Origin of the sequence: Lacinutrix sp. MedPE-SW (assembly GCF_001874145.1) — a bacterium.
Classification (GTDB): domain Bacteria; phylum Bacteroidota; class Bacteroidia; order Flavobacteriales; family Flavobacteriaceae; genus Lacinutrix.
In genome coordinates this window covers 50,588-65,174 of the sequence record NZ_MPCX01000005.1, presented here as the reverse complement: position 1 = coordinate 65,174, position 14,587 = coordinate 50,588, and the positions used below count along the sequence as shown (strand labels likewise).

The 14,587-nt window shown below is 31.4% G+C and carries 14 protein-coding genes; 8 read left to right on the top strand and 6 right to left on the bottom strand.

Features of this window, described 5'->3' with window-relative positions; all coding sequences use genetic code 11:
* Positions 1-41: 41 nt before the first annotated feature.
* Genes BM549_RS06410 through BM549_RS06400 form a run of 3 tightly spaced genes read right to left on the bottom strand, consistent with a single transcriptional unit; the run spans position 42 to position 2,186 of the window.
* Complete coding sequence (locus BM549_RS06410) at positions 42-392, bottom strand: carboxymuconolactone decarboxylase family protein (RefSeq protein ID WP_290469509.1); 351 nt, start codon at positions 390-392, stop codon at positions 42-44.
* The gene (gene tatC, locus BM549_RS06405; protein ID WP_290469508.1) at positions 376-1,221 is read right to left on the bottom strand and encodes a twin-arginine translocase subunit TatC; all 846 of its coding nucleotides are present in this window, start codon (positions 1,219-1,221) and stop codon (positions 376-378) included. Before tatC ends, BM549_RS06410 begins: the two co-directional genes overlap by 17 nt.
* The gene (locus tag BM549_RS06400) at positions 1,221-2,186 is read right to left on the bottom strand and encodes a KpsF/GutQ family sugar-phosphate isomerase (protein WP_290469507.1); all 966 of its coding nucleotides are present in this window, start codon (positions 2,184-2,186) and stop codon (positions 1,221-1,223) included. Before BM549_RS06400 ends, tatC begins: the two co-directional genes overlap by 1 nt.
* Positions 2,187-2,424: 238 nt before the next feature.
* On the opposite strand from BM549_RS06400, the gene BM549_RS06395 reads away from it, so the two are divergent.
* Complete coding sequence (locus BM549_RS06395; protein WP_290469506.1) at positions 2,425-4,617, top strand: ATP-dependent DNA helicase RecQ; 2,193 nt, start codon at positions 2,425-2,427, stop codon at positions 4,615-4,617.
* Between the two features lie 11 nt (positions 4,618-4,628).
* On the opposite strand, the gene BM549_RS06390 is transcribed toward BM549_RS06395, so the two are convergent.
* Entirely contained in the window at positions 4,629-5,078 is a 450-nt protein-coding gene (locus BM549_RS06390; protein ID WP_013868727.1) for a hypothetical protein, read from the bottom strand.
* A gap of 122 nt (positions 5,079-5,200) precedes the next feature.
* On the opposite strand from BM549_RS06390, the gene BM549_RS06385 reads away from it, so the two are divergent.
* The gene (locus BM549_RS06385; RefSeq protein ID WP_013868726.1) at positions 5,201-6,133 is read left to right on the top strand and encodes a peptidylprolyl isomerase; all 933 of its coding nucleotides are present in this window, start codon (positions 5,201-5,203) and stop codon (positions 6,131-6,133) included.
* Between the two features lie 130 nt (positions 6,134-6,263).
* The gene (locus BM549_RS06380; RefSeq protein WP_290469505.1) at positions 6,264-6,947 is read left to right on the top strand and encodes a tetratricopeptide repeat protein; all 684 of its coding nucleotides are present in this window, start codon (positions 6,264-6,266) and stop codon (positions 6,945-6,947) included.
* Positions 6,948-7,034: 87 nt separating this feature from the next.
* Here BM549_RS06380 and pepT read toward each other — a convergent pair whose 3' ends face one another.
* Positions 7,035-8,273 (bottom strand): peptidase T, encoded by a 1,239-nt coding sequence (gene pepT, locus BM549_RS06375; protein ID WP_290469504.1) that lies wholly within the window; start codon positions 8,271-8,273, stop codon positions 7,035-7,037.
* Positions 8,274-8,413: 140 nt separating this feature from the next.
* On the opposite strand from pepT, the gene BM549_RS06370 reads away from it, so the two are divergent.
* Positions 8,414-9,439, top strand: coding sequence for a quinone-dependent dihydroorotate dehydrogenase (locus tag BM549_RS06370; protein WP_290469503.1), 1,026 nt, complete (start codon positions 8,414-8,416; stop codon positions 9,437-9,439).
* Here BM549_RS06370 and BM549_RS06365 read toward each other — a convergent pair.
* On the bottom strand, positions 9,431-10,348 hold the full coding sequence (locus BM549_RS06365; RefSeq protein ID WP_290469502.1) for a spondin domain-containing protein: 918 nt from the start codon (positions 10,346-10,348) through the stop codon (positions 9,431-9,433). The two genes, BM549_RS06370 and BM549_RS06365, sit on opposite strands and share 9 nt — an antisense overlap.
* A gap of 107 nt (positions 10,349-10,455) precedes the next feature.
* Here BM549_RS06365 and BM549_RS06360 point away from each other — a divergent pair, with 107 nt between their 5' ends.
* From BM549_RS06360 to BM549_RS06345, 4 genes are all read left to right on the top strand, one after another.
* Positions 10,456-11,082 carry a LysE family translocator gene (locus BM549_RS06360; RefSeq protein ID WP_290469501.1) on the top strand — a complete coding sequence of 209 codons (627 nt, stop codon included), beginning with the start codon at positions 10,456-10,458 and terminating at the stop codon, positions 11,080-11,082.
* Positions 11,083-11,112: 30 nt separating this feature from the next.
* Positions 11,113-11,976, top strand: coding sequence for a hydroxymethylglutaryl-CoA lyase (locus BM549_RS06355; protein WP_290469500.1), 864 nt, complete (start codon positions 11,113-11,115; stop codon positions 11,974-11,976).
* A gap of 205 nt (positions 11,977-12,181) precedes the next feature.
* Entirely contained in the window at positions 12,182-13,390 is a 1,209-nt protein-coding gene (locus BM549_RS06350; RefSeq protein ID WP_290469499.1) for a DUF4856 domain-containing protein, read from the top strand.
* Positions 13,391-13,479: 89 nt separating this feature from the next.
* Positions 13,480-14,577, top strand: a complete 1,098-nt coding sequence (locus BM549_RS06345; RefSeq protein WP_290469498.1) for an imelysin family protein — start codon at positions 13,480-13,482, stop codon at positions 14,575-14,577.
* Positions 14,578-14,587: the final 10 nt, after the last annotated feature.

Below are 14,587 nucleotides of genomic sequence, written 5' to 3'. Positions count from 1 at the left end.
AATAAATGAGATTCTGTTTAGCTAAAATTTAACTTTGGTATTTAGTTATTAGTTTGTTCTAAAGCATCCCAGTATTCGTAAGCTCTACGTAAGTGAGGTATAACTATTGTTCCGCCTATAAGCATTGCAATACTTAATGTTTCAACTACTTTTTCTTTAGAAATATTGTTTTTATAACACGCTTCTAAATGGTATTTTACACAATCGTCACATCTTAAAACCATTGAGGCTACTAAACCTAATAACTCTTTAGTGGCAACATCTAGAGCACCTTCTGCAAAAGCGTTAGTATCTAGATTAAAAATGCGCTTTATAATTTTATTGTTATCTGCTAATATTTTATCGTTCATTTTAGAGCGATAATCGTTGAATTCTTTAACTAACTCTGACATCTTTTGTTTCTTTATTTTCTTTCTTTTTCTGTTTATTTACTACTATCCTCGAAATGTAAATACTTACTTGGTAAAGGATAAGTATTGGTATAGCCACAATAATTTGACTTGCAATATCTGGTGGCGTTATTATAGCAGAAAGAATAAGCACTAAAACAAGTGCAAACTTTCTATATTTTTTTAAAATTTCTGGTGTTACTAAACCAACTTTGGTTAAGAAGAATATTACTATAGGAAGCTCGAATACAAAACCTGCAGCTAAGGATGAAGATCTTATTAGTGAGATGTATGAACTAATATCTATTTCGTTTAAAATTTCGGCACTAACATTATAGTTTGCTAAAAAGTTTATAGATAAAGGTATAATTATAAAATACCCAAAGAGTACTCCAATAAAGAAAAGTATAGATGATATTATTATAAAACCTCTAGAGCTTTTACGTTCGTTATCTTTCATTCCAGGACTTATAAAGTGCCATAATTGATAGATAATATATGGGAATGCTAAAATAAATCCAGAATAAACAGATGTCCAAATATGTGCCGAAAATTGTCCGGCCATAGTTCTATTTTGAATAATAAAAGGGAACTCTGCTTGGCAAAAAGTAGTGTCGTTAATACCAAAAAAAGTAGATAAATTACAAAGCCATTGGTAAGTAGGAAACGACATTTTTTTTGGCCACATAATAATATTATCAAAAATAAAAGTGCCAAATATAAAAGCCACAGTACCACATAGTACAATAGCAATAAATATTCTAATTAAATGCCATCTTAAATCCTCAAGATGATCAAGAAAAGACATCTCGTTTACATTTTTACTTGCCATTATAAAATGCCTTCTTTAATTAAATTATGAATGTGTACTACACCAGCATATTTACCATCATGCTCAACCAATAATTGAGAAATGCCATTATTTTCCATAATTTCCATGGCATCTACAGCCATAGCATCTTCTGCAATACGTTTAGGGTTATTGCTCATAATATCTCTTGCCGTAAGTTTAGAGAAATCATCAACTTTTGTAAGCATACGTCTTAAATCACCATCTGTAATAATACCTACAATATTGTTGTTTTCTACAACTGCAGTTACACCTAACATACTCTCAGAGATTTGAATAATAACTTGCTTTACGTTTGTGTCTGGAGCTACTTGAGGTTTGTTATTAACAGAAGATAAATCATGAACTCTTAAATATAGTTTTTTACCTAAAGCGCCGCCAGGATGGTATTTAGCAAAATCTTTACTAGAAAATCCTCGAAGTTCAAGTAAACAAACTGCTAAAGCATCACCAATTACAAGTTGTGCAGTTGTACTGGTAGTTGGCGCTAAATTATTAGGGCAAGCTTCTTTTTGTACAAATGCGTTTAAAACGAAATCAGCTTGTTGTCCTAAAAAAGAATCTTTATTACCAGTAATGGCAATCATTTTATTTTTTGCATTCTTAATTAAAGGAACTAAAACTTTAATTTCAGGTGTGTTTCCACTTTTAGAAATACAAATAACAACATCATCTTCTAAAATTAAGCCTAAATCACCATGAATAGCATCTGCCGCATGCATAAAAACAGCCGGTGTACCAGTAGAATTTAAGGTAGCAACAATTTTTGTAGCAATTATAGCGCTTTTTCCAATTCCAGTAATAATAACACGACCTTTAGATTTGTATATAAGCTCCACAGTATCAGGGAAGTCATTGTCAAGTAAAGCGGTTAAATTTTTAATAGATTCGCTTTCTAAAGTGATGGTTTCTTTAGCTAATTTTATAATAGATTCTTTAGTATTCAAAATTTATCATTTTTTTGGTAGTCTTGTTTTAAAAAGATTTGTTATCTTTAAAATATTGTGCAAATGACTTTAATTAAGTAATTTAATGCTGATGCAAATTTAGCGAAAAATTAAGAGGAACATTAACTTGTTTCTAAAAAAAGAGATTTAAAAAATTACTACTGTTTGTTGATTAAATTAAATGTCATTAAAATAAAAGAGAGAAAATGTGTAAAATAACTAATCCCTTAGATTAATAGTGAAGAGTGAAATTCAAGCTGCGCTAAAAAAACATTTTGGATTTAGCGAATTCAAAGGTTTACAGGAAAAAGTAATTGAGAGTATTTTAGATAAAAAAAATACTTTCGTTATCATGCCAACAGGTGGTGGTAAATCCTTATGCTACCAATTACCAGCCTTAATGCAAGAAGGTACAGCAATAGTTGTATCTCCTTTAATAGCATTAATGAAAAATCAAGTTGATGCAATTCGTGGCGTTTCAGACGAGCACGGTATTGCGCATGTACTTAATTCATCCTTAAACAAAACAGAAGTTAAACAGGTTAAGGAAGACATTACAAACGGTATTACCAAGTTGTTATATGTGGCACCAGAATCCTTGACAAAAGAAGAAAACGTTGAGTTTTTACGTGGTGTAAAAATATCATTCATGGCAGTAGACGAAGCGCACTGTATTAGTGAATGGGGACATGACTTTAGGCCAGAATACCGTAACCTGAGAACCATAATACAACGTATTGGAGATAATATACCTATTATAGGTTTAACAGCAACTGCAACACCAAAGGTTCAAGAAGATATACTTAAAAATCTTCGCATGACAGATGCAAACACTTTTAAGGCCTCTTTTAATAGACCTAATTTATATTATGAAGTACGCCCAAAAACAAAAACGGTAGATAGTGATATTATAAGGTTTGTAAAACAAAATTCAGGTAAAACAGGCATAGTTTACTGTTTAAGCCGTAAACGTGTAGAAGAGTTAGCACAAGTTTTACAAGTAAACGGTATAAAAGCCGTACCATATCATGCCGGATTAGATGCAAAAACTAGAGCTAAACACCAAGATATGTTTTTAATGGAAGACATAGATGTTGTTGTAGCTACTATAGCATTTGGTATGGGTATAGACAAACCAGATGTAAGGTTTGTAATACATCACGATATACCAAAAAGTATAGAAAGCTATTATCAGGAAACTGGTCGTGCAGGTAGAGATGGTGGTGAAGGCCATTGTTTAGCTTACTACTCTTATAAAGATATTGAGAAATTAGAAAAATTCATGTCTGGTAAACCTGTAGCCGAACAAGAAATTGGTCATGCTTTATTACAAGAAGTAGTAGCATTTTGTGAAACTTCTATGTCGCGAAGAAAATTTATACTTCATTATTTTGGAGAAGAATTTGATACCGAAACAGGCGATGGTGGCGATATGGATGATAATATGCGTCATCCAAAAAAACAAAGTGAAGCTAAAGATGAAGCTAAGTTAGTAATAGAAACAGTAAAATTAACTAACGAAAAATATAAGTCTAAAGATTTAGTAAGTGTTATTACCGGTAAACCAAATGCCATGATAACCTCACATAAGACAGATGCACAACCATTTTTTGGAAACGGAAAACATCATCCAAAATCTTTCTGGATGGCATTATTACGTCAAGTAATAGTTGCTGGGTATTTAAAAAAGGATATCGAAACTTATGGTGTAGTAAAAATTACAGAAAAAGGGAAAGCCTTTTTAGAAAGTCCAATATCTTTTATGATGACCGAGGATCATACATACGATGAAAATCATGATGATCATATTATTACAGCAGAAAAAGGTGGTGGAGCAGTAGTAGACGATACTTTAATGAAAATGCTTAAAGATTTACGAAAAAAGAATGCTAAAAAATTAGGTGTTCCTCCTTTTGTGATTTTTCAAGACCCATCATTAGAAGACATGGCTTTAAAATATCCTGTATCTATAGCAGAGTTAAGCAATGTTCATGGAGTTGGAGAAGGTAAAGCAAAAAAATACGGAAAAGATTTTGTTGCTTTAATAGATAAGTATGTTGAAGAAAATGATATTGATAGACCAGATGATTTTATAGTAAAATCTACCGGTACTAATTCTAGTTTAAAGCTATACATTATTCAAAATGTAGATAGAAAATTACCGTTAACAGATATTTCTTCTGCCAAAGGCATGGAAATGGGTGATTTTATTAAAGAAATGGAAGCCATTGTTTATTCTGGTACCAAACTAAACATAAATTATTGGATTGATGATTTATTAGATGAAGACCAACAAGAAGAATTACACGATTACTTCATGGAGTCTGAAACCGATAAAATAGACGTTGCAATAGACGAGTTTGATGGCGATTATGATGATGAAGAACTTAGGCTATACCGCATAAAGTTTATTAGCGAAGTCGCTAACTAAATATAAGTATATTAACTTTTATTGGTGTTTGCTTCAAACTTAGAAAATACTATGTTTTCTTTTTTTGTAGTAAACACCAATTCTTTTATAGTACTTCTAGATATTTTTTCTACAGCGTCTTTTTCTATTTCAAAATCTACATTAGTTACGTAACCCTTAAACCTATCGGCAGGTTCCGATTCAAACTCATCCATATCAGATTTTAAATTTAAAGTATAATTATCACCAACAATTTTAAGTGTAGCACCCGTTTTAGTTTTTACTTTTAGCTTTCCTATAATATAAGTTTGCACATAATAGTAACCACCTAATTCACTGTACCCAACATAAATAAGATTTTGTTTAGATGTACCTAATGGCGCATCTTTACTAAATTCTAAAATACTATTAATATAATTTAAATCTTCAGTCGTATTATTTTCTGTTTTCGTGTTACCAAAAAGCTTATTTATAAATCCCATAGTTTGTTTTAAAATAGGTTCAAATCTAATAAATATAAAACAAAAGAATAAAAAAACTCCTTAGTGATTACATAAAGCTTTTAAGTTCTTCATATCTTTGCAGCTCATTAAAAAACAAGACAATGCAAGACGGATTATACGCAAAATTTAATACCAATAAAGGTACAATTTTAGTTAATTTAGAATTTGAAAAAACACCTGGAACAGTAGGTAACTTCGTGGCTTTAGCAGAAGGTAACATGGAAAACTCTGCAAAACCTCAAGGTACTCCTTATTATGATGGATTAAAATTTCATAGAGTTATTGAAGATTTCATGATTCAAGGTGGTTGTCCACAAGGAACAGGAACAGGTAACCCAGGTTATAAGTTTGACGATGAATTTCACCCAGATTTAAAACACTCTGGACCTGGAATATTATCTATGGCAAATGCAGGACCAGGAACTAACGGAAGTCAATTTTTTATTACTCACATCGCTACAGATTGGTTAGATGGTAACCATACCGTTTTTGGAAACGTAGTAGAAGGACAAGATGTTGTAAATGCTATTGCTCAAGGTGATGAAATTGAAACTCTAGAAATAATTAGAGTTGGTGAAGCTGCAGAAAACTTTAATGCTATTGAAGCTTTTAGAACATTTGAAGGTGCTCGCGAAAAAAGGTTAGCAGAAGAAAAGGCTGCAATTGCAGCAGAATTAGATAAATATTCTGCAGGTTTTGACCAAACAGAAAGTGGTTTACGTTACCAAATTGTTCAAAAAGGAGATGGTGCTAAAGCAGAAAAAGGTAAAACAGTATCTGTACACTATAAAGGAACATTAACAGATGGTACCGTTTTCGATTCTTCTTATAAGCGTAATGCTCCTATTGATTTTGCTTTAGGAATGGGACAAGTAATTCCAGGATGGGATGAAGGTGTTGCTTTATTAAACGTTGGAGATAAAGCACGTTTTGTAATACCAAGTAACTTAGCTTATGGTGCTCAAGGTGCTGGTGGAGTAATACCTCCAAACGCAAACTTAATTTTTGATGTAGAATTAATGGCTGTAAAATAATTCAGAACGCTTTTTTACAATAATAAGTAACAAATATTAAAATTAAACGTCTCATTTATAATGAGGCGTTTTTTTATGCCTTAAAATTAAAAACCAACTAAAATATTAGCTATAAAAACCATTTTATCTCATGAAATATTCATTTTTACTATTCGTATTTTTAATTATTAGCTGTTCAAATACTGTAAATTATACTCCAGAATTTAAAGCAAAAACCGAAGGCACATATTTATATAGTTTAGACGAAACGATTGAGGTTTCATATAACGATAAAAACGAAATTTCTGTATTATGGCGTGGCGTAGATGTAAGACCAATAGCAATAGATCAAAACACTTTTACTAGTGTAGAAATGAATAAAAAGTTACGATTTATAAAACATCCTGAAACTAATACAATGTATTTAACAGATGTTACCGAAGACGACAATAAAATTGCATACGATTACAAAAAGATGCCAGAAAATTTTAATGTACCAAGTGTACATTTAAAAAATAAAAATTATACTGAAGCTTTAAAGGGCTACTTAGCAATACAAAAAGAAGATTCTACCAGTGTTTATATAAACGAGTATCACTTTAATAAATATGGTTATAAATTAATGCGCGATGAAAATTATAAAGATGCTATTGAAGTTTTAAAAATTAACGCTGCTTTATATCCTGAAAGCGATAATGTTTACGATAGTTTGGGAGATGCTTATTTAAAAATTGGTGACAGTTTAAATGCTTTTAATAATTTTAAAAAATCTTTAGAATTTAATAACGGAAATAAAAAAGCAAAGCGTTTTGTAGAAGCCTATAATAAAGCGTAATTATTAGACTTCTTAAAAAAAAAAACCAATTACTGTAGCATTATCATTGTATACACAATACTACAGTAATTGGTTTTTAAAGTAATATTATTTTTTTTCTGCGGTTAATTCTGCGATTTTACAAATAACTTCAGTAGCCTTTATCATACTTTCTACTGGTACGTACTCGTAACGACCGTGAAAATTATGTCCGCCAGCAAATATGTTTGGACAAGGTAAACCCATATAACTTAGTTGAGAACCATCGGTTCCACCACGAATAGCTTTAATTAATGGCTTAATGTCTAATTGTTTCATTGCTTCTTCAGCGATATCTACAATGTGCATTACGGGCTCTACTTTTTCTTTCATATTAAAGTATTGATCTTTTATTTCAATCTCAATTACTTCTTTTCCGTATTGTGTATTAATTTCGTTGGTAATTTTTTGCATGACTTCTTTTCGTGCTTCAAAATGCTCACGATCGTGATCACGAATTATATATTGCATAACGGTATCTTCAACTTCTCCATTAATAGAGTATAAGTGGAAAAAACCTTCATAACCTTCAGTATGTTCTGGTGTTTCCATACGTGGTAGCGAGTTTATAAACTCTGTAGCGATGTACATGGAATTTACCATTTTACCTTTAGCATAACCTGGATGCACAATTTTTCCTTTTACACGAACTTTAGCTCCGGCAGCATTAAAATTCTCGTATTCTAATTCTCCAATTTGGCTACCATCCATTGTGTAAGCCCAATCGGCTCCAAACTTTTCTACATCAAATTTATGTGCACCACGACCAATTTCTTCATCTGGTGTAAAACCAACTTTTATAGTACCGTGCTTAATTTGCGGATTAGCAATTAAGTACTCCATTGCAGAAACTATTTCTGTAATTCCCGCTTTATCATCTGCGCCTAAAAGCGTTGTACCATCTGTTGTAATTAAAGTTTGACCTTTATATAGTAGTAAATCTTCAAAATAATCTGGAGATAAAACAATGTTTTCAGCTTCGTTAAGTATAATGTCTTTACCATCGTAACTCTCAATAATTTGAGGTTTTACATTAGCACCAGTAAAATCTGGAGTGGTATCAAAATGCGAAATAAAACCAATAGTTGGTACATCATGCTCTACATTACTAGGTAAAGTTGCCATTATGTAAGCATTTTCGTCTATAGTAACATCGCTCATACCAATAGCTTTAAGCTCTTCTACTAAAGCATTTGCTAAATCCCATTGCTTTGCTGTACTTGGCGTTGTGTCGCTTTCTGGATCAGATTCTGTATCTACAGTTACATATCCTACAAAGCGTTTTATTATATCTTGTTTTGAAATCATATCTATTTCCTATTCTAGTAGGAGTTTTTTTAATAGTTAACTAAAAATTTAATGATGTAAAAATACAATTATTAAGTTTTTTTAAGCTTTTACATTGCTCATTTTTTTAATAAGAATTACTTTTGTGCAAACATTACTACATGTACAAAGCACTACTACGCCCACTATTTTTTCTTTTCGATCCAGAAAAGGTTCATCACTTTACATTTTCGTTAATAAAATTTACTTGTAAGATACCAGGTATGGCTTCACTTTATAGAAGTTTATATGTGGTAGAAGATGCTAAACTAGAACGCAAACTCTTTGGTTTAACCTTTAAAAATCCAGTAGGTTTAGCAGCAGGTTTCGATAAAAATGCTGTATTGTATAATGAACTTGCAAACTTTGGTTTTGGCTTTATAGAAATAGGTACAGTAACACCTAAAGGTCAAGTTGGGAATCCTAAAAAGCGTTTGTTTAGGTTAAAAGACGATAAAGGTATTATAAACAGAATGGGTTTTAATAACGAAGGTCTTGATGCTGCTATTTCTCAATTAAAAAAGAATAAAGGAAAACTTATTATTGGTGGTAATATTGGTAAAAACACGCAAACAAAACCAGAAGATTATACTAAAGATTATCTGGAATGTTTTAATGCTTTACATCCTTATGTAGATTACTTTGTGCTTAATGTAAGTTGCCCAAATGTTGGTAGTCATGCAAAATTAAATGACAAAGATTATTTGTTAGAACTTATTGGTACTGTGCAAAAAGCAAATACTACTTTTAAAACTCAAAAACCAATTGTATTAAAAATTGCTCCAGATTTAAACAACGGTCAATTAGACGAAATTGTGGAACTAGTACAAGAAACAAGTTTAGATGGTGTTATTGCCAGTAATACTTCTACAGATAGAACAGGTTTAAAAGCTACAGATAAAAGGTTAGCCGAAATAGGAAACGGCGGTTTAAGCGGGCAACCAATTAAAGAAAAATCTACTCAGGTTATAAAATATCTATCTCAAAAAAGTAACAAAGCGTTTCCAATAATTGGTGTTGGCGGAATACACTCTGCAAAAGATGCTTTAGAGAAAATTGAAGCAGGAGCAGACTTAGTTCAAATATATACAGGCTTTATTTACGAAGGTCCATCGCTAGTAAAACAAATAAATAAAGCGTTATTGTAAAATTAGTTTTTGGGTTTTAGAGTTTCCGTTACTACTATTAAGTTTAAGTAAATACACACCTTTATTTAAATCTGAAAAATTAAGTTGAAAAATACTGTTTCTATTCGCTACGTTTAAGTCTTTAACTTTACTACCAAGAATATTGTAAACTTGAATTGTACTTAAATTATTATTGCTTGAAATGTTTATTATTCCGCTTGACGGATTTGGAAAAACCTTTAAGTTTTCTTCTTGTTGAAATTCACCTGTGCTAAGTGTTGAAGATTTAAAAGTTACTGTTAATTCACCTACTTTATTGCCGTTAAAAGGCGATCCATTAATCATAGAAATTGCAACTTGCGGATTTGTTGGCGCATCTGCCGAATTGTAATTGCTACCACTATCTGTACCAGCATCGTAAACAAAAACATCTATAGTAAAAGTAGGTTTCCAATTGGTATTGGTATCGTTTCTTAAATCAATACTATTTACAGCAATAAACCAATCTGGACTTGGCGCAATCATAGACACAAGTGTAAGTAAATGGTGTTCTTCATCAACTTCAATATTAGAAATAGTAGCCGAACCAAACTCTGCATTATTTGGTGAAAATGAAGTGTTAAACCATTCCTTTGTATTCGATGAGTTTTGAACCTCATTCATTAATGCAGTATTATTTCCTAATTCTGCCATATCTTTTATTCCTACTGAAGCATTTTGCCCTAATTGAAAATATTCGTTTTCATTTTTATGCGTTGCACCAACAAGATTAGAAAAGTGATCGTTTGCAGGAATAGATGTGTGCTCTGTTGCGTTCCATGTGCTATTAAACGTAACATCGTAAATAGCGGTACTTTGTGCATTACTATTACTGCTGAATAGAAGAACAACTGTAAATAAAATAAAATTTAAGAAGGTAAAGTTTTTCATATTCAAAAAAGATAAGTGTTTTAATAACAGTCGTTTTTTCAATATAAAACTTACAGAAACAGTGTCAGACTGTAATAAAATATTATTTTTAGCTCAAAATTTTAAATTTGAATTACGAAACACTTTTAGCATTTGTTATAGCAACTTCGGCATTAGCCATATCTCCAGGACCAGACAATATATATGTATTAATGCAAAGTATTGTTAACGGTACAAAGTACGGTTTGGCCACAGTTTGTGGATTAATTTCTGGATGTTTAGTGCATACAACTTTAGTTGCCTTTGGAGTATCGGCCATTATAAAAGAAAACGATATATTATTTTTTATAATAAAATGTTTAGGTGCAGCCTATCTTTTATACTTAGCATTTAAAGTTTACAAAAGTGATGCAAAAGTAGAATTAAACGACACGGCAGTTCCTAAAAAAAGTATGTGGCAACTGTTTAAACAAGGTGTTATAATGAACGTGTTAAACCCAAAGGTTTCTATTTTCTTTTTAGCTTTCTTTCCTGGTTTTTTGTTTTCTGAAACACTTAGTACTGTAAAACAGTTTTATATACTTGGTTTTCTGTTTATGGCAACGTCGTTTGTAATATTCTCTTTAGTCGCCATTTTAGCAGGCTCAATTTCTACCTATTTAAAATCTCATAAAAATATAGGTTTGATTTTAAAGTGGTTACAAATAGTTGTGTTTGTTGGTATTGCGATTTTTATATTTTTCTCAAAAAAATAGCCTATTTTTATACTGAAATTGAATTAATACATGTCAAACCACGTAAAAGTTATAGAATGTCCAAGAGATGCCATGCAAGGCATTAAAGATTTTATTCCAACCGAAAAGAAAGTACAATACATACAATCTTTACTTCGTGTTGGTTTTGATACTATCGATTTTGGAAGTTTTGTATCACCAAAAGCAATACCGCAAATGGTAGATACTGCCGAAGTTTTAGCGCAGTTAGACTTAAGTAAAACAACAAGTAAATTATTATCTATAATAGCCAATACGCGTGGTGCAAATGATGCTTGTACACATCCAGAAATAGATTATTTAGGTTATCCGTTTTCAATTTCCGAGAATTTTCAAATGCGTAACACGCATAAAACTATCGCGCAATCTATTGTTACGCTACAAGAGATCTTAAATAGAGCAGACCAAGCTAATAAAGAGGTGGTTGTTTATATTTCTATGGGTTTTGGAAATCCGTATGGTGATCCTTGGAATGTCGATATAGTAGGAGAGTGGACAGAACGTTTAAGTAAAATGGGCGTTAAAATACTTTCACTTAGTGATACTGTTGGTACATCTAATCCAGAAAATATAGATTATTTATTCTCTAATTTAATTCCACAATATAAAGACATTGAGTTTGGCGCACACTTACACACAACTCCAACCACTTGGTTTGAAAAAGTAGATGCAGCATACAAAGCTGGATGTCGCCGTTTTGATGGCGCAATACAAGGTTTTGGTGGTTGTCCAATGGCTAAAGACGATTTAACAGGTAATATGCCAACCGAAAAAGTACTATCGTATTTAACAACTAAAAAAGCACACAATCTAAATGCTATGTGTTTTGAAAGTAGTTATAATGAAGCTACTAAAATCTTCTCTAAATACCACTAATCTAGATTTAAATTACAATTTGTATTTGTTAAATATAAATTGCATTTAATTGTTTTTCAGTAAACTACATTAATTTCATAATCTTTATTTAAATTTAATCTAAATAAACTTGCGTAAACTATTTTTCAGTTCTATTTTTGCAATCAAATTACAGTTCTATTTGTAATTAGTCTAAATAATAATAAATAAAATAATTTTATTAGAAATGAATAAACTAGTATTAGGTTTTGCAGCTTTAGCAACAATAACATTATCATCTTGTTCAAGTGATGATGACACAAGTGTTATAATTGAAACAAATAATGTATCAGCTCCAGATACTTATGTTTTTGAAAGAGATGGCAACACAACAGTGAGCTTTAGTGGTCAAACAACACGTATACAAATGGCTCAGGAAATTGTTTCTGGCTTATTAGATACTGCAAATACTGAAACTATTTTAGATAATATGTTTGCTCATCAAGAAGGCGCAAACGATTTTAGTGATGCTGCCTTAAATGCATCAAATAAAAGTGTAAGAAGTAAAACAGCTGCTTCTACAGATTATTATGCTGCAAATACAACAGATGCTGCTACAATTAAAGCAACATTTGATTTTTTTATAGAAGAACAAGTAAACACTGTATTTCCTAATTGGGATACAGACGCAAGCGCAGGAGTTGCAGGTTCTATTCAAGAAGCTGGTGGTGGTTCTACAAGATACGTAAGCGAAAAAGGTTTAGAATATAACCAAGCATTCGCAAAAGGTTTAATAGGTGCATTAATGGTAGACCAAATAGTAAATAACTATTTAAGCCCAGCAGTTTTAGATGCAGGTGATAATAGAACAAATAATGATGCAGATGTATTAGATGGCGATAGCAACTATACTACAATGGAGCATAAATGGGATGAAGCTTATGGTTACTTATACGGTAACGAAGCAAACCCAGCAGTACCAGTTTTAGGCGCAGATAACTTTTTAAATAAATACTTATCTAGAGTAGAAGGAGACGAAGACTTTGCAGGTATTGCAATGGAAATTTACAATGCTTTTAAATTAGGTCGTGCTGCAATTGTTGCTAAAAATTACGAGCTACGTGATGCACAAGCAAATATTATAAAAGAAAAAATTTCTGAAATTATTGCAATAAGAGCAGTATACTATTTACAACAAGGAAAAGCAGATTTAGGTTCAGATTGGGCTTCTGCATTTCATAGCTTATCTGAAGGATATGGTTTTGTTTATAGCTTACAATTTACAAGAAAGCCAGGAACAAATGCACCTTACTTATCTAAAGACGAAGTGCTTTTTTATACAGATTCATTAATGGAAGGAAATGGTTTTTGGGATATAACTCAAGAAACTTTAGATACAATATCTAACGAAATTTCGGCAGAGTTTAGCTTTACAACTGAACAAGCAGGAAGTTAATTTTTAAGGTTAGTTTTTTAATAGTAGCCTCTTTTTTTAAGAGGCTACTATTTAATATTTTTGCAAACTGAAAACAAAAAAATAATAGCATGTTAAAAAGAATAATATTAGTAACACTTGTAGTATCTGCAATACTTGCGTGCTCAAGTTCAGACGATTCTAATTCAGGAAACAACTCAAGTGATACTTACAATAGAACAGCAATGCTAACAAACATTGCAGATAATATTATTATTCCTGGCTACCAGAATTTAAGTACAGATTTAAGTACTTTAGTAGACTCTAAAAATGCATTTGTAGCCAATGTAAACCAAACAAATTTAGAAACATTAAGAACCAATTGGTTTAATGCTTACCAGTCGTTTCAAGCCGTACAAATGTTTCAAATAGGTAAGGCAGAGGAAATTTTGTTCGAAGAGCAAATGAATATTTACCCAACCAATACTACAGATATTGAAAACAACATCGCCAATGGTAATTACGATTTATCAAGCGTAAACAATAACGATGCTGTAGGTTTTCCTGCAGTAGATTATATGTTATATGGTGTTGCAGATAACGATGCAGCTATTTTAACTACTTTATCTAATGCTAATTATAGTAACTACCTGTCAGACTTAATAGATAGAATGCAAACACTAACCAATACTGTTTTAACAGATTGGACTTCAGGTTACAGAGATAACTACATTACAAATACTGCTAACGTAGCCTCTGGCGCAGTAAACCAAACTTTAAACGCTTATGTTTTTTATTACGAAAAACGCCTTAGAGCAGATAAAGTAGGGATTCCAGCAGGTGTGTTTTCTAGTACACCATTACCTTCTAAAGTAGAGGTTTTATATAAAGAAGATAACTCTAGAACTTTATTATTAGAAGCATTAAACGCTGTACAAGATGTGTTTAATGGAAAAGCAATTAACAGTAATATTGAAGGAGAAAGCTATAAAAATTATTTAATAGCTTTAGATAGAAATGATTTAGCCGAAGTAATAAATGACCGTTTTGATGCAGCAAGAACAAAAATTGAAGCATTAAATACAAATTTAAAAACTCAGGTAGAAACAGATAACACAAAAATGACGGAAGCTTACGATGCATTACAATTAGCAGTTGTTTCATTAAAGTCCGATATGTTATCCGCTTTTAACGTAAGTGTATCTTATGTTGATGCAGATGGAGATTAACATTAAAACA

Coding starts and splice junctions, on each gene's coding strand:
- pepT (WP_290469504.1), bottom strand. CDS start 8,273: ATGATTTCAAAACAAGATATAATAAAACGCTTTGTAGGATATGTAACT.
- BM549_RS06380 (WP_290469505.1), top strand. CDS start 6,264: ATGAAATATTCATTTTTACTATTCGTATTTTTAATTATTAGCTGTTCA.
- tatC (WP_290469508.1), bottom strand. CDS start 1,221: ATGGCAAGTAAAAATGTAAACGAGATGTCTTTTCTTGATCATCTTGAG.
- BM549_RS06365 (WP_290469502.1), bottom strand. CDS start 10,348: ATGAAAAACTTTACCTTCTTAAATTTTATTTTATTTACAGTTGTTCTT.
- BM549_RS06350 (WP_290469499.1), top strand. CDS start 12,182: ATGAATAAACTAGTATTAGGTTTTGCAGCTTTAGCAACAATAACATTA.
- BM549_RS06410 (WP_290469509.1), bottom strand. CDS start 392: ATGTCAGAGTTAGTTAAAGAATTCAACGATTATCGCTCTAAAATGAAC.
- BM549_RS06370 (WP_290469503.1), top strand. CDS start 8,414: ATGTACAAAGCACTACTACGCCCACTATTTTTTCTTTTCGATCCAGAA.
- BM549_RS06385 (WP_013868726.1), top strand. CDS start 5,201: ATGCAAGACGGATTATACGCAAAATTTAATACCAATAAAGGTACAATT.
- BM549_RS06390 (WP_013868727.1), bottom strand. CDS start 5,078: ATGGGATTTATAAATAAGCTTTTTGGTAACACGAAAACAGAAAATAAT.
- BM549_RS06355 (WP_290469500.1), top strand. CDS start 11,113: ATGTCAAACCACGTAAAAGTTATAGAATGTCCAAGAGATGCCATGCAA.
- BM549_RS06345 (WP_290469498.1), top strand. CDS start 13,480: ATGTTAAAAAGAATAATATTAGTAACACTTGTAGTATCTGCAATACTT.